Genomic DNA, 22396 nt, shown 5'->3' on the forward strand with positions numbered 1-22396 from the left:
CAGTTATGACAACTTTTTATGTTTTATTTTAAGAGTAAAGCCCTTTAATTTTTTTCAATTTTGTAGTCCATAATTTTAAGTCGTCTTTATGCTTTGTAATATTTTTATGGACATCTTTAACTAATGGGTTGTCTGACTTGACATTAGAGAAAAACTGTAAATTGTTTTCTAGTTGGTTGATTTCGCCTTTAATCTCATCTACTTTTTTCTGGATATAAAAACGCTCGTTATCCAACGCTTTGGTGTCATTACCAGAACTTAATTGGTCTAATTTATTTTCAAACTTGATTAACTCGGCTTCCGTTTTATTTAAATCCAACGCTTTAAACACATCGTCTAATGCAGTATTAAAATCGCTTTCTATTTGGCGTTTATTACGTGGCACGCGACCAATGGTTTTCCAGGTATTAATGTGTTCTTTTATGGTTTTTAAATCTGTAGCTTTTTCGCCTGTTAGTTGTAATGCTTTAACGTCTTTTATCAACGCTTCTTTTTGGGTATATGCAGCATCTTCTTCTGCACTGGCTGCATGACGTTGTGCTTTTATACGGTCAAAATAGTGGTTACAAGCGCCTTTAAACTGTTTCCAGATTTTATCGCTGTCTTTTCTTGGAACGTGTCCAATACGCTTCCAGTCGCTTTGTATTTTTTTCATTAACGCAGTGGTAGCCTCAAAATCTTCACTATCCTTATTGGCTTCTGCTATTTTTACCAGTTCTAACTTTTTTTCTAAGTTTACGTATTGGTCTTTTTTAAGGTTTTTATAAAACTCGTTTTTCTTACGGTTAAAACGTCTAACAGCTTCTTTAAATTTAGCCCAAGTAGCTTCATTAACTTTAATAGGTACTTTACCTGCTTTAAAAAACTCTTCACGAAGGGCTTCAATCTCTTTTATTTTGTTTTGCCAACCACTATGACTGGTAATGTTTTCGTTAGTTTTTTCATCAATAAGTGTAATTATAGCTTGCTTATTAATAAGGTTTTGCTCGTATAACGTATCTAGGTTTTTAAAATAGTCTTGACGCTTAGCATTAATCTTTTTAGTAGCTTCTTTAAAGCGATCCCAAATAGGTTCTCTATGTTCTCTTGCTACAGGACCAAGCTCTTCCTTCCAGATTTTATGTAAATTTTGAAGTTCTCTAAACGCTCTGTTGGTATTGTCTTCATTGGCTAACGCTTCTGCTTGCTCTATAATTTTTGTTTTTAACTCTAAATTATGTGCAAAATCTTTGTCACGTAAATCTCTGTCTAGGTGTAATAAATCGTAAAAACGCTCGACATTAAAATGGTAGCTATTCCAAGCATTGTTATACTTGTCTCTTGGTATTGGACCAGCTGTTTTCCATTGGTCTTGCAGCTCTTTAAATTTTTTGTATTTGGTATTCATCGAGTCTTCAGCATCTACTGTTAATGCTTTTATTTGATCGATAATGTCTAATCGTTTAGTTAAGTTTTGCTTGTGGTTTTGCTCGATAGTTTTGTAGTGTGCAGTCAGACGTTGTCTATAATCTTTATAAGTGTCTTTAAAACTGCGTTGTAAAGGTGTGTGGTATCTAAAGTCAATCTCGTTACCACCATTGCTTAAAAACTCTTCTTTTTTCTCGTCTAAAAGCTCCTGAAATTGTTTGTCAAACTCTGCTTTTATAGCTTCAACCGGTTTTTTTATGGCTTGTACTTTTTCGTTTTTAACCAAACGTTCTAGTTGAATTACTAGTTGTTCTAGGTTTAACGATTCGTAATCAACTTCTTCGATGTTATGTCGTTCTGCATTTCCTTCATCTTCTGCATCTTCTGCATTAGAATCGTCAATTTCATTTAACACATCATCTTGATCGTCGCTTTGTTCTGGTGTAGCAACGTCTTCTTGAGGTGTCTCTGGTTGTACGCTTTCGTTTTTTTCTTCCGTTCCATCTGCTTGTTGCAGGTTATCTTGCTCTGACATTTTGGTAAATGTTTTAGGTTGTTTTTATGTGTGTTTAGCTTTTAAAGATAGTAACTACTTGAAAAACTACAAATATTTTGTGGGATTAGTCGCTGTTTACTACTATTTATTCCAGATTTGCCAAGATTTTTCTGCTTGAAATACTAACATATTGTATCCATTAATTGTGACTGCTCCTTTAGATTTTCCGTGTTTTAAAAAAAGGGTTTCTGAGGGATTATATATTAAATCGAATAAAATATATTTAGCAGTAATACCTTGATACGGAATGTTTGGCGCTTCGTCTACATTAGGAAACGTACCAACTGGTGAACAGTTAATGATAATTTGATGTTGACTAATATCCTCATGGGTAAGCGAATCGTAGGTATATTTAGTATTATTAGAGGCTTCTCTAGATACAAAATGATAAGTAATATTAAGTTCTTTTAATACAAAAGCAATTGCTTTACTTGCACCACCTGTGCCTAAAATTAAGGCTAGTTTGTGGTGTTTTTTAAGATGTGGTTTAATGGATTTTTTAAACCCATATATATCTGTATTGTAGCCTTTTAAATTCCCTTTTTTGGTAAATTTAATCGTATTTACAGCACCAATTTTTTTAGCTTTTTTATCTAAACGATCTAAAAAAGGAATGATACTTTCTTTATAAGGAATAGTCACATTAAGACCAGCTAGATTATTGGTTGTTAGGACTTGCTGTTTAAAGTCTTCAATAGATTGAATATCAAAATTTTGGTAGGTTGCATCTGTTATATCTTCGTCCTTAAACTTTAAAGTAAAATAGTTTTGGGAAAATGAGTAGGAGATGTCTTTTCCTATTAATCCAAAATTACGCATGTGATTTTCTGGTTTTTTGTCCATAGAGTTCTAATGCTAATACGATTGCGATACCTACCACAATATAAAATATAGCTAAGTAAGTTTGAGTGTTTAGTTCTGGCCAATAACGCTCGTAATTTTCCACTATTTTTTGACCTCTGGAGTCTAATAGAAAATGTCCTTCTGTTTGTACTTTATAAATGGTATGCTTAAAAGGCCAAACTACACCTAAAGAGCCAACTATAAACCCAATAATAGAAGCCAATGTGACACTTTTATAATGTTTTAAAATGTAATTTAAGACATGGGAAAAAGTAACTAATCCAACCACAGAGCCTAATGTAAAAACTGCTAACACTTTAAGCATTCTAATACGTTCTATGTTTGATACAAAGCTAAAATCGCCAGTAAATATCTCAGAAAACGTATCAAATAAGGCATTTACAGAATCTACTAAAAGCAACACATAATTACCTAATAAAATTAAAATAAATGACCCTGAAAATCCTGGTAATGTCATACCTGATACACTAATTATTCCGCAGAAAAATACAAAGAACAAGTTGTCATTTTCTGTAGCTGGATCTAAAAAACTAATGCTTAATCCTAAACATGCACCTACTGCTAATGCAATATAGGTTGTAGTTTTCCAGTCTTTAAAATCTTTACTAATGTAGTAAATAGAGCCTATAATCATCCCAAAAAAGACACTCCAAACGTATAACTGATAGTGAGTAATTAGGTAATCTAATATTTTTGAAACACTAAAGTAGCTAACAATCATTCCAAAAAACAACAAGCCTAAAAAGCGACCATTTATATAATGGTAAAACAATCTAAACTTTCCGTTTAATAATAGCTTAAACGCTTTACCATTTACTTTTTGTAAAGACTGTATAAACTCTTCATAAAACCCTGCAACAAACGCAACTACACCACCAGACACACCAGGAACTTTATTGGCAGCTCCCATTCCTAATCCTTTTAAAATCAAGAATAGTTTGTCTTTAAATGTACGCGTGTTTTCCATTTATTGGGCTTTATTACCTACTTTTTCGAGAATAAAAATAGTTAAAAATCCAGCAATCATTAACCCAATTGCGAACAATAATTGCGTATCTGTATTGGCATTAATTTGCGAGTAGGTGGACGGTGAAACACTTTTTTCAATGACGGTTTTGTAACTGTCAAAATCAGCAATACTTTTTTGGTATACGCTTAAAGTTTCAAATTTAGATAGTCCAGCAAAGTCCATGACTATTCCAGAACTATCCTCCATAACAGAAATAGTTTTTTTGTAAGGCCAAACCTTGTTTAAAGAGCCTAAAATAAAGCCTGTTAAAATGGCTAATGTGGTATTGTGATAATTTTTAAACAACCATTTTAAAAGGTGGCTAAAGCTTAACAGTCCAACAATTGCACCAGAAGCAAATAAGGCTATTTTTTTGAAGTCAAAATCATGAAACGCATTACTTAATGTTTTGTAAGCACCTAAAATAACCAGAATAAAACTACCAGAAATACCTGGTAATATCATAGCACAAATTGCGATTGCTCCTGCAATAAATAAAAAGTAACTGTTGGTATTACTAGCTAAAGATGGGAGGCTAGTAATGTAAAATGCAGCAGCAGCTCCTAAAATTAGTGCTAGAACGGTACTGATTGACCATTTGGTAATTTGCTTACCAACAAAAAAAATACTGGCTATAATTAATCCAAAAAAGAATGACCAAATTAATACTGGATGTTCTTCGATTAAATATTTTGCCAGTCGCATAAACGACACAAAACTAATAATGATTCCTGTAAGTAATGCTAACAGAAAATTACCGTTTAATTGTTTCCAAAACGCTGAAAAGCCTTTTGATTTTAAAGTTTTTAGTAAGGAAAGATTGATGCCACTTATTGTAGCAATTAATTCTTCATATATCCCAGAAATAAAAGCAATAGTACCACCAGAAACACCAGGAACTGCATCTGCTGCTCCCATAGCCATACCTTTTAAGCTTACTACAAGATAGTCTTTAAATCGTCGTTGCATGGTTTGATTTTTGTGAGTAATCAAAGGTATGCAAAATTCGTTTTAAGTACAGATTATTGTAACTTTTTTAATGCGTTTTGAAACGTGGTAGATTGGTACACTTTTGGAAATAATTCTTCTACTACAAATAAAAATTCTGCATTAAATGTAAAAGCATTTTTTAAATGATAGCTCCCTTTTTCGGTTTCTAATAGGCTATAGTAAATACCTGCAAGTCTAAATTCTATTTCGGCATTTTCAGGATAAAATTCTGCTGCTTGAATTAAATTGTAACTAGCAGCTTCAGGCTCTCCTAATTGTACTAAAATATCACCTCTTTGTAACCACGAGTTTAGTTCGTAATTACCTAATTCTAAAGCACGTTTGTAACCACGCTCTGCTTCTTCAAGAAAGTTTAATCTGTGATTGATTTGTGCATACAATTTCCAGTAAATAACGTTATCGGCATCAATATTAATCGCCTTGTTAATATAATATAATGCCTTCTGGTAATTTTGCTGTTTGTTGTAAAACTTAGTTATAGCAATCCAACCTTTATCTAATAATGGATCTTCTTTAACTGTTTTATAATAGTATTGTTTTGCTAAATCTGTTTGTCCAAGTTTTTCATAACAACAACCTAAACGTAAAAATGCAAAGGACGTTGGATCGTCAAGCTCCATAGTCAACAAATAGTTTTCTATTGCTTCATTATAACGCTTTAATTTTTCTAGAACTTTTCCTTTTTCTAGATATGCACCTACAAATCTATCATCAGAGATTATTGCAAAATCAAAAGCACTTAACGCTTTAGTATACTCTTTTAAAGTGAAATATTGCTTACCTAGTTGGTGCCAGGCTACTTCAGAATAAGGATGCTTATTTAAATAGGTGTTTAAAAAATGAATAGCTTCGTCATTTTCATTTAAAAAATCAAAACAATAAATAACATTATATAATGACGAATAATCTTCAGAATCTTCATCTAAACAACGCATAAAACTTTGTTTTGCTTCTTCAAAATTATCTAAAAACAGGTATTCCATTCCTATTAAAGAATGTAGTTCTGAAGTTTCTTCAGATAAATCTAAAGCAGTTTTAAGTACGTTGATGGCATCTTCATGCTTGTCTTCTTTAGATAAAATGTTTGCTTTTTGAATATAAATTTCTTCATTTGAAGGTTCCAAAACATGTAAAGCATCCAACATTTGGTTGGCTTCTTTAAGTTTGTTTTCAAAAACAAAAATTTCGACTTTAAATAATTTAAGATTTGTAGATGTTGGATGTTGTTCTAAACCTAATTTAATCGCTTTTTTTGCTAGAGACACTTTACCTTGATTAAGATAATGGTGAATTATATTTTCAAATTCTCCCGAATCGAAAAACAACACATTGTTTGTTTTTAACATCGATTCGAATTTTGTTAACGATACATTATTTGGTTCTTCTTGACTAAACTCCATAGGCACTATTTAAGTGTTTCTATTGTAATAAATGTAATGCTCTCTTACTTTTTATAGTGGTATCAAGCACTTTTGTTTTTAACAAAGTAATCAACAATTACAGGTTTTTATATGTTTTTTATCTGATTGTTAGCGACTTAGGTGTTAATTGTGGTCGCTTATTTTATTTAATATTTCAATAATAATGCCACAACCTTTAATTAATTCCTCATTTGTGATGGTTAAAGGTGGAGTTATCCTAATGGCTTTAGGTTCAAAGAGTAACCAAAACAAAATTAATCCTTGATTTTGCGCTTCTAAAACCACTTGATTAGTGACTTCTGCAGATGTAGTTATGGCAGCTAACATTAGACCACGTCCTCTAATTTCTGAGATTAAAGGATGTTTTAAATGTTGTCTAATAAGTTGTTCTTTTTCTAATGTTTGTGACATTACGTCTGTTTCTGTCACTTCTTGTAATGTTGCTAAAGCCGAAGCTGCAATTACAGGATTTCCGCCAAAAGTAGTTATGTGTCCTAGTTTTGGACTGTCTTGTAGTAAATCCATATGTGCTTTGGACGCTGTAAATGCGCCTATGGGTAGGCCACCACCAAGTCCTTTTCCTGTCACTAATATATCTGGAATTACATTGTAATGCTCAAAACCAAACAATTTACCTGTACGTCCCATTCCTGGTTGAATTTCGTCTAAAATTAGTAGGGCTCCAACCTCTTGACATTTATCTTTTAGCTTGGCTAAATACTTATTTTTAGGCTCTATAAATCCTGCACCACCTTGAATGGTTTCAACAATTACAGCTGCGGTTTTAGTAGAGATATGTTTAAAATGTGGCTCATAATTAAATGTAATATAACTTACATCTGGTAATAATGGTCTAAATGGTGCTTTACGTTCTTCAAAATCCATCAAGCTAAGAGAACCTAACGTATTACCATGATAAGCATTATGCGCAGCAATTATCTGACTACGACCTGTTACACGACGTGCTAGTTTTAATGCACCTTCAATAGCTTCGGTACCAGAATTAACTAAGTATGTTTTTTCTAGTGGTTTTGGAAGCTGTTTTGCTAACAGGTGACATAAGTCTACAGCTGGTTGTTGTACATATTCGCCATAAACCATAACGTGCAAATATTTATCTGCTTGTGTTTTTATAGCTTCAATAATTTTTGGGTGACTATGTCCTAAAGTGCAAGCAGACACACCAGCAACAAAGTCTAAGTAAGCTTTGTTTTTTGTGTCATAAATATAACTCCCTTTGGCATGAGAAACTTCTAAAGCTAATGGATGTGGTGTGGTTTGTGCTTGATATTTAAGAAAGGCTTCCTTCATAATAATCAATCGTTTGCTTCTTCAGTTTTTGGCTTTTTATCTATAACTAAGTCCTGCTTAGTAGGTGTTAACTTAGGTTTCAGGAATTTTTTTGGAATCGTCCTAGATGCTTTTGGTTTTTCATCCTTTTTGTTAAGTTGTTTGTCTTTGGCTTCTTTATCTGCTTTATTGACACGTCCAATCAACGCTTCACCAAAAAATTCTTCACCCGGATTATAGGGTTCTAATCCTCTAATAATGGGAAGTTCCAAAGGTGGATCGTCTTTAAACAAATCGTCAACAGATCGTGGTCGCTCATCATCTCTCCAATCAAATCCTCTAAGTTTTCTAGCATTTGCAGGCAAATCTTCTTCGGTGTATAGTTTACCTTCAAATTGTTGAAGTTTACGTAATTCTATAACTTCTTTGTTTTCAAAATATATTATAATATCTGCTGATTTTGATTTTTCAATACCAATTAGTTCTTGGTTTTCGTTTCTACTGTAGTTAATAGATTCGGCATTTTTAAGAATATCTACTTGTTTGATGTTATTGTCTTCATCAAACAAACCAATAAGTCGCTTTCCTGAAATTTGATTATAACCATCTGTAGATAAGGTGTCTTTGCTTATAAGAAACGCATTGTAAAATACGATGAGCGAATCTAATTTTTCAGTTTCAGGATTAGATTTTAGATGAATCGTGTCTCCTGTCATTTGATTGTCCTCATTCCAAAGTATAGGTTTTCTTGCAGCAGAAAAGGCATCCCCTTTATTAAATCGTCTTAAATTAATCAATTGTGTGAGTCCAGATTTATGGTCTGCATGTATTGAATCTGATTTACCACTAAGATCCGATTTAAAAATTTTGGCATTATAATATGCTCTTGTAATACGATGTTCTGGTTTTCCGGTAACCATCAAAGTATCTGCATGTATATAGATGCTATCATTTTCTTGAGTAGTAATGGCTAATGCACGTTTGGTAATATAAACGGAGTCTTTTGCACGATATACTTCGGCATAATGCCCTTTTACAATACTTTTATTTATGGTGTCTGTAACTGTTATATTATTGGTTGCTGATGCAAAGTTTCTATTACGATCAAAATACATACTATCGCCTTCCACCACACGATTATCGTAATCTATTCTGGATTTTCTAACAAAATAACCTGTGTCATTTGTGGTGTCATAAAATCCACGTTCGCTATAAATTTTACTACTATCTCCAACAATGGTTGATGGTCCATACATGTATGCATGACCAGTATCTGAGTAATAATCTAAGGTTTTAGTTTTTAATACGTAATCTGGATTTACCAATTTTACACTATCTACAAAGCGATACTTTTTATTAGTCATGTAATAGCGACCAATGCGACTTGTGATAGTTCCTGAAGAGTCTCTGACCACTTTACCGCCAGATTTATAATAGGACTCTTGCTTGGCTCTGTTAAAATATAAGGTGTCTGTGGTGATTGTAGACTGTGGATCTGTTAATACGACGTCTCCACTTGCAAACGCGAGTTGCGTTTTACCAGAATACTCAACATATTCTGAGGTCAGGTTAATGGTATCACCTTGTTTCATGTTGACATTTCCGTAAGCTTCAACAAAATCTTCTTTACCATAAAAAATGGCTTTATCGCAAAACATATCAATCCCATCATGATAGATGTGGACTTGACCTTGATCACTTCTAGTTAGTATACTGGCTCCAGGAAAGTTCTCTTCATCTATATCTCCAAACGCACCAGAGTCTTTGATTTCTATGGTTTTTTGTTGTGCTAGACCTATCTGCATAGCACATATAATGAATAGGAGAGGAGTATATAATTTAAATTTCAATATCTTACAGTTTAGCACAAAAATAACGATTTAATAGACTTACTATTATGTATTAAGATTTATTTAATACCAAAAAACCTGCCATTAAATTCAACTTGATTTGACAAGCTTTAATTTGTCGAAAACCAAATGGAATATTGAAAGAATAATAAAGCAGTAAAAAGGAAACCAAAAATAAATAGTAAAACTATTTTGATTTTTTGTTAATATCAAAATTAAACCAATAAGTATTAAAATAAATCCAATTACGTTATATCTAACATTTCTAAAAAAGATAAGAATTATACCTAAAAGTCCACTAAGACTAACTGTAAACTCTGGAGACAAAAAATTAAGAGATTCAATTTGGTCAAAGAACATTACTATTAATGAAACTCCGTAGAAAACAGAAAATTTATTATATGGTATTAAAATCAATAATAGAGAAATAATAGATAGGATTTTAATAAGAATTTTCATTTTAGATTTCATTTAAAATTTAAAAACCTTGTAGATTATAAATAGTCTACAAGGTTTACTAAGTTATAATAAAATTTTAAGAATTACCTAAAAATAGTCTGCTTTCTATCTGGTCCAACAGACACGATAGTAATAGGAATTTCCAATTCTTTTTCTAGAAAATCTATATAGTCATTTAACTCTTTAGGTAGTGTCGATTGATCAGACATTTGTGTCAGGTCTTCCTTCCAACCTTTAAAATCTGTATAAATTGGTTCAACATTTTGTGGTTCAATATTGTAAGGTAAATGGGTAATAGTATCTCCTTTATATTTGTACGCAGTAGCAACTTTTAAGGTTTTAAAACCTGATAGTACATCTGCTTTCATCATCATTAATTGGGTCACACCATTGACTTGGCACGCATATTTTAAAGCGACTAAATCTAACCAGCCACAACGTCTTGCACGACCTGTGGTGGCACCAAACTCGTGACCAACTCGTCCCATGGTTTCTCCAACCTCGTCAAACAACTCTGTTGGAAAAGGTCCAGAACCAACACGTGTAGTGTAGGCTTTAAAAATACCAAACACGTCACCAATTTGGTTAGGTGCAACACCTAAACCAGTACAAGCTCCTGCTGCTGTAGTATTACTTGAGGTTACAAAAGGATACGTCCCGAAGTCGATGTCTAATAACGAGCCTTGAGCACCTTCTGCCAATATGGATTGTCCAGATTTTTGAGCTTGGTAGATATATTCTTCAGAATCTATAAATTTTAAAGATTTTAAGACTTTTACTGCTGCAAAAAACTCTGTTTCTAATTCTTTTAAGTCGTATTGGATATCAACGTTATAAAAGTCAATCATAGACTCATGCTTATCTGCTAACGCACGATATTTGTCTTTCCATGTGTCTAATTCTAAGTCGCCAACACGTAAACCGTTACGACCTGTTTTGTCCATGTAGGTTGGCCCAATTCCTTTTAAAGTAGATCCAATTTTTGCTTTTCCTTTTGACGCTTCACTTGCAGCATCTAATAACCGATGCGTTGGTAAAATAATATGTGCTTTACGCGAAATAAGAAGCGATTTTCTATAATCTACATCTTGCTCTTCAAGCTTATCTAATTCTTTTTTAAAAATTACAGGATCTATAACCACTCCGTTTCCTACTAAATTAGTGGCTTCATCATGAAATATTCCTGAAGGAATAGTGTGTAGCACGTGTTTTTTACCATTAAATACCAATGTGTGTCCTGCGTTAGGACCACCTTGAAAACGTGCGATAATATTATATTTTGAAGTTAAAACGTCGACAATTTTTCCTTTGCCTTCATCTCCCCATTGTAAACCAAGTAGTAAATCTACTGCCATTTTAGTTAGTTGTTATTAGTTTTTTTTCGGTTTCCGTAAAAGTATAATGAGTGTTTAGAGATTTCGATATCAAACACTTCTTCAATTGTTTTTTTAATGGCTTGGATGCGTGGATCGCAAAATTCTATAACTTCTCCTGTATCTTGAAGAATCACATGATCGTGTTGTTTATCAAAATAGGATTTTTCATAATGCGCTTGGTTTTTTCCAAACTGATGTTTTCTAACTAAGCCACAATCTAAAAGCAACTCTATGGTATTGTATAGCGTTGCTCGACTGACACGATACTTTTTATTCTTCATATTATCATACAAAGATTCTATATCAAAATGTTCATCATTAGAATAGATTTCTTGAAGTATAGCGTATCGTTCTGGTGTTTTTCTATGACCATTGTCTTCTAAAAAAGAAGTGAAGACGTTTTTTACAATCTCTTGATTTTTAATATCTGTTTTTGCACTCATAAATACCCAACAAATTTACATATTTTTTTGAGGTTGTAGTTATAAAAAGTAAGGTTTGAACCATGGGTTATTAGACACTTATTAACAACTAAATATTAAACCCTAGTCACTTTATCTATTCCGTTTATTTTTTTAAGATTATCCATCAATTTTTTAAGCATGGTTTTATTGCGGACAATGACATTAATTTTACCCGTAAAAATCCCGTCGTCACTCTGAAAACTAATACTATTCATGTTAACATGCATATTGGATGAAATAACTTTAGTAATGTCATTTACCAATCCTAGGTTATCTATGCCTGACAAGATAATTTGTGCTGCAAATTCTTGTTGAGAGGAGTCTATCCATCGTGCTTGCATGATACGATACGCATAGTTGGATTGTAAGCTTAAGGCATTTGGACAATTTTTTTTGTGCACTTTTATTCCGTCATTAATAGTAATAAATCCAAACACGGAATCACCAGGAATTGGATTACAACAATTAGCTAATTTATAATCTAATTTTTCTTCCTCTTTACCAAACACTAAAAGATCGTATTTGTTTGTAATTTCCTCTTTATTAAGCTCTTCTGGATTAATGTTTTGCTTTCTGGTTATTTTGCTTTTCAAAAAGCTTACTAGTGCATTGCTTCTGGATGCTGCATATTCCTTTAGCATAGTGTTATCTATGTTTCCTGTGCCCACACGATAAAATAAATCTAAACTAGTTTTTAGATTAAAATGGTTAACCATTTCGTTAACTGACTTTTCATTTAAAACTATTTTAAGTTGTTTAAGTTTACGTCTCAAAATTTCTTTTCCGTCTTCAGCTATAGTTTTTGTTTCTTCTTTTAATAGCGATTTAATTTTACCTCTGGCTCTTGCTGTAGTTGCATAATCCAACCAGTTTGGGTTGGGTTTAGCATTTTCAGAAGTTATAATTTCAACTTGGTCACCACTGTTTAATTCATGACTTAGAGGCACCAATTTACCATTAACTTTTGCGCCTCTAGTTTTACGTCCAACTTCGGTATGTATACTAAATGCAAAGTCTAAAGGTGTTGCACCTTTTGGTAGAGATTTTAATTCACCTTTAGGTGTAAAGACAAAAATTTCTTTAGAGTATAAATTCAGTTTAAATTGCTCTACAAAATCTACTGCATTCATAGATGAGTTTTCTAGTGCTTCTTGAAGTCGGTTGATCCAAATGTCTAAACTGTCTTCTTTATCTTCAGCATTTTTATATTTATAATGTGCAGCATACCCTTTTTCTGCAATTTCGTTCATACGCTCACTTCTTACCTGAACTTCTACCCAACGTCCTTTTGGACCCATTACAGTAATGTGTAATGCTTCATAACCAGTAGATTTTGGAGAGGATATCCAATCTCGTAAACGTGTTGGGTTGGGTCTAAAGTGATCTGTCACGATAGAATATATCTTCCAAGCTAAGAATTTTTCGTTTTCACGATCACTTTTATAAATAATTCTAACCGCAAACTTATCATACACTTCATCAAAAGATACTCCTTGTTTGTCCATTTTTCGTTTGATAGAAAATATGGATTTTGGACGACCCTTAATAGTGTATGTTAACCCTTCTTTGTCTAAAGATTTTTTAATAACGTTATTAAACTCTTCTATATAGGCATCTTGTTCTTCTTTACTTTCCTTTATTTTGTTAAGGATGTCATTGTAAATGTCAGGTTCAGTATACTTTAAACCTAAATCTTCCAGCTCTGTTTTGATATTGTATAGCCCAATTCTATGTGCTAAAGGTGCGTAAATATAAAGAGTTTCTGAAGCTATTTTTTCTTGTTTATCTGGACGCATGCTGTCCATAGTTTGCATGTTGTGCAAACGATCTGCTATTTTGATAATAATAACTCTAACATCATCATTAAGGGTGAGTAGCATTTTTCTAAAATTTTCGGCTTGTAAAGAAACATCCATGTCTTTTTCTTTACTTAAAGATGAAATTTTAGTTAAGCCATCTACAATTTTGGCAACAGTCTCACCAAACAAATCTTCGATATCTTTGATGGTGTAGTTGTCGTTGTCTTCCACCACATCATGAAGCAATGCTGCTGCAATTGAAGTAGCATCTAAACCAATTTGTTGTGCTACAATTTTAGCAACAGCAATAGGGTGAAAAATATAAGCTTCTCCACTTTTTCTGCGTTGCTGGTTATGTGCCTCAACCGCTACATCAAAAGCTTTTCTTATAAGCTTTTTGTCTGCTGTAGACAGCGTACGATAACTTACTTTTAAAAGTTGTTTATAGGCTTTGGCAATTTCAGCATTTTCTTTTTCAGTATCAATTTCTGTCATGGAGTAGTCACCTTCATTTAAAATAGAATCTGTATTAAAAATAAGATAAAATACTGAATGGACAACAACTAGTTGTATAAATTTAAAGGAATCCGAATAAAGTGTTTTTTTATTCGTTAAAATGATGTAAAACTTCTACTGATTTTTATACACTTCCATTTTTAAACCCATACCATAGTTGTTTAAGCCTGCGTTTAGGAGATTGGAGTTTTTTATGTTTTGTTTGTCAAACAATACCCATTGTCCACCATTTAAAAAAATGCGTTTAACGAAGGTTTTTTTCTCTGAGATTTCGTCAGTAAATGGTAATAAGGGTCTAAACGTTGTTGATACTTTTACAATACCACGTCTAGTTTTTACCTCTTGGTATTTTTTATTGGGAAGTAGTTTACCGTTCTTATCAGTAAAGCCTAGTACTTGTATAGAAACAAAAAGTCCATTTTTAGGAATAAAAATATCAAAGCCAGACACGTCAAATTCAAATATAGGTTTAGTGTCTTCTGTAGCAATAAAAACAATTTTTTCATAGGTTAATACCTCTCCTGGTGATCCATTATTATTTTGGTAAAACTGTACTCTAAATAATGTAGAAAACGGACGTTTTTCATGATTGTCTCTATTGCGTTTTCGCCAAGTTTTGGCTTCTGTTTTTATAGGTAATAATATTTTAGTTAATCGTTTTGGCCTGGTGTCTGAATTTGGAAAAAAGACTGCGATTTCACTTTCTATGGTTGGTAGCCAACACTTGTAATAATCGTCATGACCAACAGGTTTTATAGTCACTTCTTTAAATTTACCTGTTGGTTTTGCGGTAACAATAACTTCATCCAACAAGTCTGATTGTGGAGCTAGGTATAAAGTGTCGTTTAATGTAGATGTTGCTAGCTTTAAGTCCTTATATCCTAATGCAGAAATAAATAACGAATCAATATCTGAATATAGTTTTTTAGTAAATACAAATTGTCCTTCATCATCTGCAAAAATACCATTACCATTACCAAACGATACTGTTGCAAAAGACACTCCTTTTTCAGAAATACTGTCTATAAGTGTGGTTTGGCTAAAACTAGTAGTTGTAATAACAAAGGTTAGTAGGTAAGCTAAATGTTTCACTATCATAATACTACAAACATATCAAATTTAATACCAACGTTTTTTCTTTTTTTTAGACGCGACGCTTTTGCGTCCCTTTTTGTGTTTACTTCCAGTTTTTTTAGACTTGTGCACTATAGGTTTTGCTTTTGGATCTAATGGGTAAGGATGATTGTCTATAACATCCAACTGTAAGTTGATGAGTTTTTGAATGTCTATAATGTAAGCTTTTTCATCTGCACTACACAATGCGTAAGTCATTCCTGACTGTCCTGCACGAGCAGTACGACCAATTCTATGGACATAAGTTTCTGGAATGTTAGGTAAATCAAAATTTACCACTGCATCTAGATTGTCTATGTCAATACCACGAGCTGCAACGTCAGTTGCGATTAGAATATTGACTTCTTTTTTCTTAAATCGTTTTAAAGCGTCTTGCCTAGCAGTTTGGCTTTTATCACCATGGATACTATCGACTTGATATCCATTTTTAAGTAAGGTTTTTTCTAATTTGTCCACACCATATTTAGTGCGTCTAAAAATAATGATGTTGCCTTGAATGGTATTACGAAGTAAATGCAAACACAATTCTATTTTATCCTTTTTTGGGACATAATATAGTAACTGGTTAACGTTCTTTGAAGTTGAACTATTTTGAGCTACTTCAATACGCTGAGGTTCTGTTAAAATAGTTTTGACTAATTGTTCTACTTTATAAGGGATTGTTGCCGAAAACAATAAGGTCTGCTTAGTTTTAGAGCATAAACGTTCAATTTTTTTGACATCGTCTATAAAACCCATGTCTAACATTAAATCCGCTTCATCTAGTACTAGAGTTTCGATGTAATCTAGATTAATATCATCTTGTTTGTGTAAATCTAATAGACGTCCAGGAGTTGCTATCACAATATCAACACCTTGCTTTAATGCTTCTTTTTGAGGGTCTATAGACGTGCCTCCATAAATAACTACACTTGATAATTCTGTGTAAGTTGCGTAAGCTTCAAAGTTTTCTGCTATTTGTAGGGCTAATTCACGTGTCGGACTAACTACTAAAGCCTTAATTTTTTTTCCTTTTTTTGAGGCTGTTTGCTTATCATACAATTGCTGTATGATTGGTAAGGCAAATGCTGCAGTTTTACCAGTTCCGGTTTGTGCGGAAACTATAACGTCTTTTTTATTAAGTACTAGCGGAATGGTTTTTTCCTGAACCAACGTTGGATTGTCGTAACCTTTTTCTGCTATAGCGCGAAGTATAGGCCTATTAAGTTTTAAGTCTTTAAATGACATGTTGTAATATTTGCTACAAAGGTAGCTTTTTAGTCGAACAAAATAGACTTTAACTTTTTTCTACTTTTATGGTATAGGTTGCTACAATATCGTTTTCAATTTTTAAGTGAACATCATAAAATCCTTTATGTTTAAATTTGGTTTTAAAAGTGATGTAACCATCTTGGTTTTTTATATCATAAATATCAAACGGTATAGTATCTGTACCAGAAAATTGTACCAAAGCCACATTGTCTTTTTTTATAGGTTTTAGGGTTTTAAAGCTAAATTGAACTGCGTCATCTTTTTTTGACGTCAAATGCATCATCGATGGGCTAATCGGAATTATTTTATGCTCAAACGTTTCGCCATATACTATTGGAGCTACTTCAAGTGTTTTGGTTGTTAACGAGTCGTTTAAATACCATTTCTTGTCTAAAGGAAAATGATTTTTAGCAAATAAAACTGGATCTGTTAAGAAGTAACCTTCGTTAAAGTCTTTTACAAAAGTATTTCCATTTAACAGGTAACCACTGGACCAAGTCGCATCACATAAGTACCATTTATCATTTAGTTTTACAGCATTCCAAGAATGATTAATCCTATCTAAACTATCTATATTAGAGGTAACACTTCGACCATAGCCATTAACAATTTGACAGTCAATATTTGCAAAAAAGCAAAGCTCTTTTAGTAAATAGGCATAACCAGTACACATGGTTTTTTTGTGTTTAAGTAACCGTTTAAAAGATGATTTTTTATACTGATTATTCCATTGAATATACCCTAAACTATCGTTTTTAAATTGCTTTCTTTTTTTAGAGATTTTGTGGTCTTGTATGGCATCTCCTTTAATGTTATCGCACACCCAAAAATAGATTGCTCTAAATTTTTCTGCATCTGTAGTTAACTTATGGGTTAAATTATGCGCAAGTATGGGAAGATTATCTAATCGACTTCCGTGATTTAGCTTAGCAATATTATCTGCTCTGGTAAAATCGATGGACTTAAAATCCGATACTTGCGCTATTGCGCTATTAATCAAAAGACCTAGAATAAAGGAAAATATTGGTTTCATATACATTCTAGAAATTAGTCCTTTTTAGATTTGTATACTTGTTTAACGTCCACTCTTCCCATCATGATATAAGCTTCGTCATCCATATTTATATTTAGTTGCATATTAGATGATGCATTAGTGGTGTCAATAACTGTTTTTTTAGACTGATAGCCAACATAACTAAACACTAATACATCACCTTGTTTTAATTTTTGAGGAAATTGAAAATTTCCATCAAAATCAGAACTTGCTCCAATTTCTGTACCTTCTAAAACAACATTAACTCCAGGAAGTGGGATTCCGTTTTGGTCTTTAATGTGCCCTTTAACAGTCACTTTTTTTGTTGTTTGCTTTATTTCTTTATCAGTTGCGTTGCTTGGTGTATCTTGTGCTTGAGCTGTAGTTAATGATAATAACGAAAAGCAAGCTAGTCCAATTCCGCTTAACAGGCTTAAATAAGGTCTTTTATCTGGTGTCATAGTATATGTATTTAATTGTGATTGGTTAAATCTTCCACAGGTGTTTTCTGGATTGTTTATGGTGAAATAATGAGAGATTTCTTCTGTATTCATTGTAGTAAAGTCTATGACTTCTTGGTTGCATGAGTTACAAAACCCACCTGCTTTTGTAGTAGAAAATGAATTGAAGTTTTCTTGACAAGGTGTTTTGATACTTAGGTTAAATTGATTTTTCATGATATAAAGTTTAATTGTTATGTTACATCAAACTTATATTACATTACTCTATTTAAAAACTAGTAATGAGTGAATGCTACTTTTGAGTGAGTAAAGTGTATTTTTCAAAGTTTATATTGTGGTAATTTCAATTTTAGCGACACATTTTTTCTGTAATTCCTAATTGATTGGATAATTTTCTGCGTCTTAAGGTAGTGTTTTTAGGGTTAGTTTTTAAGAATTTAATCGGTAATTCTGTGTCCAAAGAAATTGTTTCAAAAGTAGATTGATGTTCAAAAAAACATTCGTTTTTATACACTTGATTGTTATAAATAAATTCAAATTCTATAACATACAAAAACTCATTAATATGTTTTGGTTGCCTACTGTTAAACGATGATGTTTTGTGTGTATAATTGTCTATTCTCTTATTTATTATTCTAGCACTTGTGTAGCTTCCGTATTTTTTAATTTTAGCTTGCTCATAATAATACATAAAACTTGACGGTAATGTAAATAGCATAAAAGCGGAAGCCAAAATCATAAAAACACATCCAAAAATTATAAATGCTATTCCATTGTCATCAATCTTAGTTCCTAAATAAGTAAAAAACCCTCCAACTATTAAAAATATAAACCAAATACCTAATAATCCTAAGTGTGGTTTAAAGGCTTGAATAATAAATTGTTTATTATCTGATAAAGTGGGTTTCAATAAGGTTATAAATTACTTTTTAAAATACCAAAACGGAATGGTTTGTATAAAATCTTGTTTTATACTGTCTTTAGCTTTGTATGCTCTGTAAATTTTCAAGTTGTGTTTTCCATTTTTAATGGAGTCTAAGCTAATAACTGTTTCAAAACCGTCTTGATTATTATTATGTTTAGTGAATAAAAAATTCTGATTTTTATATTCTGTACTATCAATTTTTATAATATATATATCAGACAATGTTTTTATGTAATCCGCTTTAAGGCTATCTATTTTTTGTCTGTTTTTTAAATACTCATTTGAAAAGAAAATACCGGACTTATAACCACGAATATCTTCTTCAGGCTTTAAGATCTTATTGTAAGCAAATATAGCATCCTCTAACCGTTCACTATATTCAATAAAGATAGGAAGGTATTGTGTTGTAATGATTTTTGATGGGATAGAAACATTTCTTACAAACATGCCTTTTTCGGTAATGTTCTCGTCGTAATTAAGTCTGTTTGCAGTAAAAGAATTTGATAGATCTGAAGATGAAAAATAATTAGATCTATTAAAGCTGAAAGATGTTATCGCTATTATTGTAAAGTATATAGGAATTAAAGCTAGACTTAATCGTTTTCCAAACTTATTATCAATAAAATTATGAACCAATGGACGATATAAAAAGGATAATGTTAAGTAGCCAAACACCCAATAAAATGGAAAGTAAATTTTAGCTAGCCATTTATTTTTTTTCAGGTAGCCTTGGGTTATAAAATCTATAAATGTAAATAGCATCCCAAAGAGCACAAAAAATAACATTGTTAAACCTAAAATAAAAAATATAACATGTCTATTTTCGTGATCATTTATAAGGAAGTAGGCTATTGCAAAAATAGATCCAATGATTGCAAAAACACTTATGATATAAAAAATGATTAAAAATGAGATTGCGAAGAGAACACTACAATAATCTTCTAATCTTGAAATATATTTATCAAACGATCCTATTTTTTTTCTTAAATAACGATCAAATTTTGGTCTGTAATTAAGCTTTTTGTAGTCTATATCACCAGATACGTAACGTAAGCCTAAAGCACCAATCCATAAGCCTCTTAATATAACATGCAATAGTAAGGTAAACATTAAAATAGAGCAGGAGATAAGCGCAATCATTAATGCAATACCAATAGCTATATTATTCTCGTTTTGTGCAGTATTAATAAATAGCTTTAGTGGTTCAAATACTTGAGATAACCCATAAATAGAGAACCCAGAAATAATAAGCTCTAGTTGCCAGCTTTCTTGTTGAAGTTTATCTAACCAAAGTTTAAAGGCTTTGGTTCTATAATTATTTCTCATAAAAATAGTACGATTGGTTAAGGTAAAGATAAATTAAATATTGAAAATGACTGTATAAATTATTCTACTGCAAAAAAAAAGCTACTTCAAGTAGAAATAGCTTTTTTTATATAGTAATATATTTTTAGTTTACTTTAAAACCTAAAGCAATATAGGGTTGTCCAATATTAGCAACAGGTCCTCCTGCACCATAAAATACAGACCCTTGAAACACTACATTACCTTGCGTAATTGGGTATGGTACATCTGTAAAGTCATCTTTTCTGATAATTCTACCAACGGTTTCATTTAGCATAGTATATCCAGGTAAAATAGTGCGTTTTACAGTTATAAAATCACCTGTATTAACCACTACAGGTGTTATGTTTTGGTAGTCTAAACCACTTTGAGAAAAGGTATGTGTACCTAAGTAGCTACCACCACTGGTGTTATTAATAATTTCCATATCATAACCTCCAGCATAAGTACTTGGGTTTTGATAGCCTATAGAACATATTTCTCCTGAAGCATTAATTTGTATTTCATATTCATGGGTTTCTAAATCCATAAATTCTGCTGGTGCATTATAACCATTTGCAGTATTAAAAGCATTGGTAATAGCAGCATTGACGTAATTATTATCACATACGTTATTGGTGCTATCATCATCGTTATCGCAATTAAAACATGTGAAGCATAATAATGCCATTAAAGTAATTTTGATTGTTTTCATAATTTTAAAGTATTGTTAGATTAGTGTAATGTAGTTAAAAAAAATAAGTTCGATTTAAATGATATTTATTTTAATAAACAAAGTCATTAACTTTAGTTTGTATTGTTTTAAATAATTACAAAACAAAATTACTTTAAGAAAAAGACTATAAAAACACATACACTAAGAAGTTATGGTTTGGACACATTATCATCCAGTTTCAGTGTATTAAAGGTTTTAATAGTATTGTTGTAACATCTATTCCACATTTGGCAGTGTATAACTTTTAAAAGCACCTAACAACCCAAATAGTGATAATACTAAAACGACACCTTCTATGGAAATTAACGAGACTAAAGCGCTTAATCCACCTGTAACTAATAAAATTAAGCCAATAACAGTATTGCTTACAGCTACATAATTGGTTCTTTGGTTACCTTTAGCCATATCTACAATATAGGTTTTGCGTCCTAATCTTACACCACCATGTGCAATACCTAAAATAAAAAAAGCAATTGGGTAAATCCATGTTAGACTTCTAATTGATTGAAAATAGGTAATAACAAAAAAAGTAATAATGCCTAAAACAGATGCTATTAAAACAGCAATAGCCATGACATTTTTACTGGATTTATCTGCAAATTTTCCCCAAATAGGTGAACTAATTATTGAGGCTATTCCTTTAGCTATAATAAATAGTCCAAGTAAATATGCTTCTTTACCTATATACTTTTGCGCTAATAACACGTAATAAGGAGCAGTTAAAGCTGAACATAATAGCAATGATCTCGCGATAACAAAATCTCTAAAGTGTTTATCTGTTTTTAAAAGACCTAATTTTGAAATAAAGCTACTTTCTTCTTCATTACTTTTAATGTTAGAAGGAAACTCTTTTATTCTTGAATAAATTATTGCAGCAATTAACCACGTTACTGATGCAAAAAAAATAAGGTTGCTGTAAAAGTTAATAGTAGCATCACTTTTTGACTTGTAAAGTATATATAGTCCAGCCAATAATACTAAAATCCCTGATATCGAAACCGTATAGCCTTTTAATTTACCTCGTCTAGTTTTTGGAATACATTTTCCTGTAACATCTTTTGATGATAATGAGCAAATACTTCTGGACAAACTAAATATAATTACTGCTAGTATTATTAACCAACCTGCTGTTGTACCTTCAAAAAATAATGCAATAAAACCGATAGAAGCAATAGCCAAAAATTGTAAAAAAGATCCAACTACCCAAATCCATTTTCTAATAGATTGCCTGTTGACGTATCTTGATAAAAATACTTGCGGAACCATTGAGCCAGATTCCCTAATAGGAACAATTAAGCTAATGAGGTAAATAGGTGCATTAACATAGCTCATTAACCAAGTCAATACCGTTTTTGGATTGCTTAAAGTGTCTCCAAGCTTTGTAAATACACTACTAAAAATTAAAAGAAAATAATTTTTTGGAACATGTTTGCAAGCCTCGTCAGTAATATCTGTACAAACACGTTCTCCTGTTTCATTATTTAAATAACGATATAGTTTTTCCAACATTT

18 protein-coding genes are annotated in these 22396 nt (G+C 31.8%); all 18 read right to left on the reverse strand.

All coding sequences use genetic code 11. From position 1 onward, the window contains the following. Positions 1-28 precede the first annotated feature (28 nt). Positions 29-1942, reverse strand: a complete 1914-nt coding sequence (locus Ollyesu_RS09370) for a DUF349 domain-containing protein (RefSeq protein ID WP_279300964.1) — start codon at positions 1940-1942, stop codon at positions 29-31. 102 nt (positions 1943-2044) lie between these two features. Continuing rightward, positions 2045-2806 (reverse strand): shikimate dehydrogenase, encoded by a 762-nt coding sequence (aroE, locus tag Ollyesu_RS09375; protein WP_279300965.1) that lies wholly within the window; start codon positions 2804-2806, stop codon positions 2045-2047. After that, positions 2775-3794, reverse strand: a complete 1020-nt coding sequence (locus Ollyesu_RS09380; RefSeq protein ID WP_279300966.1) for a DUF368 domain-containing protein — start codon at positions 3792-3794, stop codon at positions 2775-2777. Before Ollyesu_RS09380 ends, aroE begins: the two co-directional genes overlap by 32 nt. After that, complete coding sequence (locus tag Ollyesu_RS09385) at positions 3795-4805, reverse strand: DUF368 domain-containing protein (protein ID WP_279303070.1); 1011 nt, start codon at positions 4803-4805, stop codon at positions 3795-3797. A 53-nt stretch (positions 4806-4858) separates the two neighbouring features. Further along, positions 4859-6247, reverse strand: a complete 1389-nt coding sequence (locus Ollyesu_RS09390) for a tetratricopeptide repeat protein (RefSeq protein WP_279300967.1) — start codon at positions 6245-6247, stop codon at positions 4859-4861. A gap of 144 nt (positions 6248-6391) precedes the next feature. After that, positions 6392-7579, reverse strand: a complete 1188-nt coding sequence (locus Ollyesu_RS09395) for an aspartate aminotransferase family protein (RefSeq protein ID WP_279300968.1) — start codon at positions 7577-7579, stop codon at positions 6392-6394. A gap of 5 nt (positions 7580-7584) precedes the next feature. Further along, on the reverse strand, positions 7585-9363 hold the full coding sequence (locus Ollyesu_RS09400) for an OstA-like protein (protein ID WP_279300969.1): 1779 nt from the start codon (positions 9361-9363) through the stop codon (positions 7585-7587). A 587-nt stretch (positions 9364-9950) separates the two neighbouring features. After that, the gene (locus Ollyesu_RS09405; protein WP_279300970.1) at positions 9951-11222 is read right to left on the reverse strand and encodes an adenylosuccinate synthase; all 1272 of its coding nucleotides are present in this window, start codon (positions 11220-11222) and stop codon (positions 9951-9953) included. A gap of 5 nt (positions 11223-11227) precedes the next feature. Continuing rightward, the gene (locus tag Ollyesu_RS09410; RefSeq protein ID WP_111660584.1) at positions 11228-11686 is read right to left on the reverse strand and encodes a transcriptional repressor; all 459 of its coding nucleotides are present in this window, start codon (positions 11684-11686) and stop codon (positions 11228-11230) included. A gap of 95 nt (positions 11687-11781) precedes the next feature. After that, positions 11782-14001, reverse strand: a complete 2220-nt coding sequence (locus tag Ollyesu_RS09415) for a RelA/SpoT family protein (protein WP_279300971.1) — start codon at positions 13999-14001, stop codon at positions 11782-11784. 135 nt (positions 14002-14136) lie between these two features. Further along, a complete protein-coding gene (locus tag Ollyesu_RS09420; RefSeq protein ID WP_279300972.1) occupies positions 14137-15120 on the reverse strand; it encodes a hypothetical protein in 984 nt (327 codons plus the stop codon). Between the two features lie 21 nt (positions 15121-15141). Next, on the reverse strand, positions 15142-16383 hold the full coding sequence (locus Ollyesu_RS09425) for a DEAD/DEAH box helicase (protein WP_279300973.1): 1242 nt from the start codon (positions 16381-16383) through the stop codon (positions 15142-15144). Between the two features lie 49 nt (positions 16384-16432). Continuing rightward, positions 16433-17440, reverse strand: coding sequence for a transglutaminase domain-containing protein (locus Ollyesu_RS09430; protein ID WP_279300974.1), 1008 nt, complete (start codon positions 17438-17440; stop codon positions 16433-16435). A 14-nt stretch (positions 17441-17454) separates the two neighbouring features. Further along, positions 17455-18117, reverse strand: a complete 663-nt coding sequence (locus tag Ollyesu_RS09435) for a carboxypeptidase-like regulatory domain-containing protein (protein WP_279300975.1) — start codon at positions 18115-18117, stop codon at positions 17455-17457. 133 nt (positions 18118-18250) lie between these two features. After that, positions 18251-18811 carry a hypothetical protein gene (locus Ollyesu_RS09440; protein WP_279300976.1) on the reverse strand — a complete coding sequence of 187 codons (561 nt, stop codon included), beginning with the start codon at positions 18809-18811 and terminating at the stop codon, positions 18251-18253. A 12-nt stretch (positions 18812-18823) separates the two neighbouring features. Further along, complete coding sequence (locus tag Ollyesu_RS09445; protein ID WP_279300977.1) at positions 18824-20152, reverse strand: hypothetical protein; 1329 nt, start codon at positions 20150-20152, stop codon at positions 18824-18826. A gap of 124 nt (positions 20153-20276) precedes the next feature. Next, the gene (locus tag Ollyesu_RS09450; protein ID WP_279300978.1) at positions 20277-20864 is read right to left on the reverse strand and encodes a hypothetical protein; all 588 of its coding nucleotides are present in this window, start codon (positions 20862-20864) and stop codon (positions 20277-20279) included. Between the two features lie 237 nt (positions 20865-21101). Further along, positions 21102-22394: an MFS transporter gene (locus Ollyesu_RS09455; protein WP_279300979.1), complete on the reverse strand. Its 1293-nt coding sequence runs from the start codon at positions 22392-22394 to the stop codon at positions 21102-21104. Between the last annotated feature and the right edge of the window lie 2 nt (positions 22395-22396).

It is taken from the genome of Olleya sp. YS (assembly GCF_029760915.1).
Classification (GTDB): domain Bacteria; phylum Bacteroidota; class Bacteroidia; order Flavobacteriales; family Flavobacteriaceae; genus Olleya.

Coding starts and splice junctions, on each gene's coding strand:
- Ollyesu_RS09370 (WP_279300964.1), bottom strand. CDS start 1,942: ATGTCAGAGCAAGATAACCTGCAACAAGCAGATGGAACGGAAGAAAAA.
- aroE (WP_279300965.1), bottom strand. CDS start 2,806: ATGGACAAAAAACCAGAAAATCACATGCGTAATTTTGGATTAATAGGA.
- Ollyesu_RS09380 (WP_279300966.1), bottom strand. CDS start 3,794: ATGGAAAACACGCGTACATTTAAAGACAAACTATTCTTGATTTTAAAA.
- Ollyesu_RS09385 (WP_279303070.1), bottom strand. CDS start 4,805: ATGCAACGACGATTTAAAGACTATCTTGTAGTAAGCTTAAAAGGTATG.
- Ollyesu_RS09390 (WP_279300967.1), bottom strand. CDS start 6,247: ATGGAGTTTAGTCAAGAAGAACCAAATAATGTATCGTTAACAAAATTC.
- Ollyesu_RS09395 (WP_279300968.1), bottom strand. CDS start 7,579: ATGAAGGAAGCCTTTCTTAAATATCAAGCACAAACCACACCACATCCA.
- Ollyesu_RS09400 (WP_279300969.1), bottom strand. CDS start 9,363: ATGCAGATAGGTCTAGCACAACAAAAAACCATAGAAATCAAAGACTCT.
- Ollyesu_RS09405 (WP_279300970.1), bottom strand. CDS start 11,222: ATGGCAGTAGATTTACTACTTGGTTTACAATGGGGAGATGAAGGCAAA.
- Ollyesu_RS09410 (WP_111660584.1), bottom strand. CDS start 11,686: ATGAGTGCAAAAACAGATATTAAAAATCAAGAGATTGTAAAAAACGTC.
- Ollyesu_RS09415 (WP_279300971.1), bottom strand. CDS start 14,001: ATGACAGAAATTGATACTGAAAAAGAAAATGCTGAAATTGCCAAAGCC.
- Ollyesu_RS09420 (WP_279300972.1), bottom strand. CDS start 15,120: ATGATAGTGAAACATTTAGCTTACCTACTAACCTTTGTTATTACAACT.
- Ollyesu_RS09425 (WP_279300973.1), bottom strand. CDS start 16,383: ATGTCATTTAAAGACTTAAAACTTAATAGGCCTATACTTCGCGCTATA.
- Ollyesu_RS09430 (WP_279300974.1), bottom strand. CDS start 17,440: ATGAAACCAATATTTTCCTTTATTCTAGGTCTTTTGATTAATAGCGCA.
- Ollyesu_RS09435 (WP_279300975.1), bottom strand. CDS start 18,117: ATGAAAAATCAATTTAACCTAAGTATCAAAACACCTTGTCAAGAAAAC.
- Ollyesu_RS09445 (WP_279300977.1), bottom strand. CDS start 20,152: ATGAGAAATAATTATAGAACCAAAGCCTTTAAACTTTGGTTAGATAAA.
- Ollyesu_RS09450 (WP_279300978.1), bottom strand. CDS start 20,864: ATGAAAACAATCAAAATTACTTTAATGGCATTATTATGCTTCACATGT.
- Ollyesu_RS09455 (WP_279300979.1), bottom strand. CDS start 22,394: ATGTTGGAAAAACTATATCGTTATTTAAATAATGAAACAGGAGAACGT.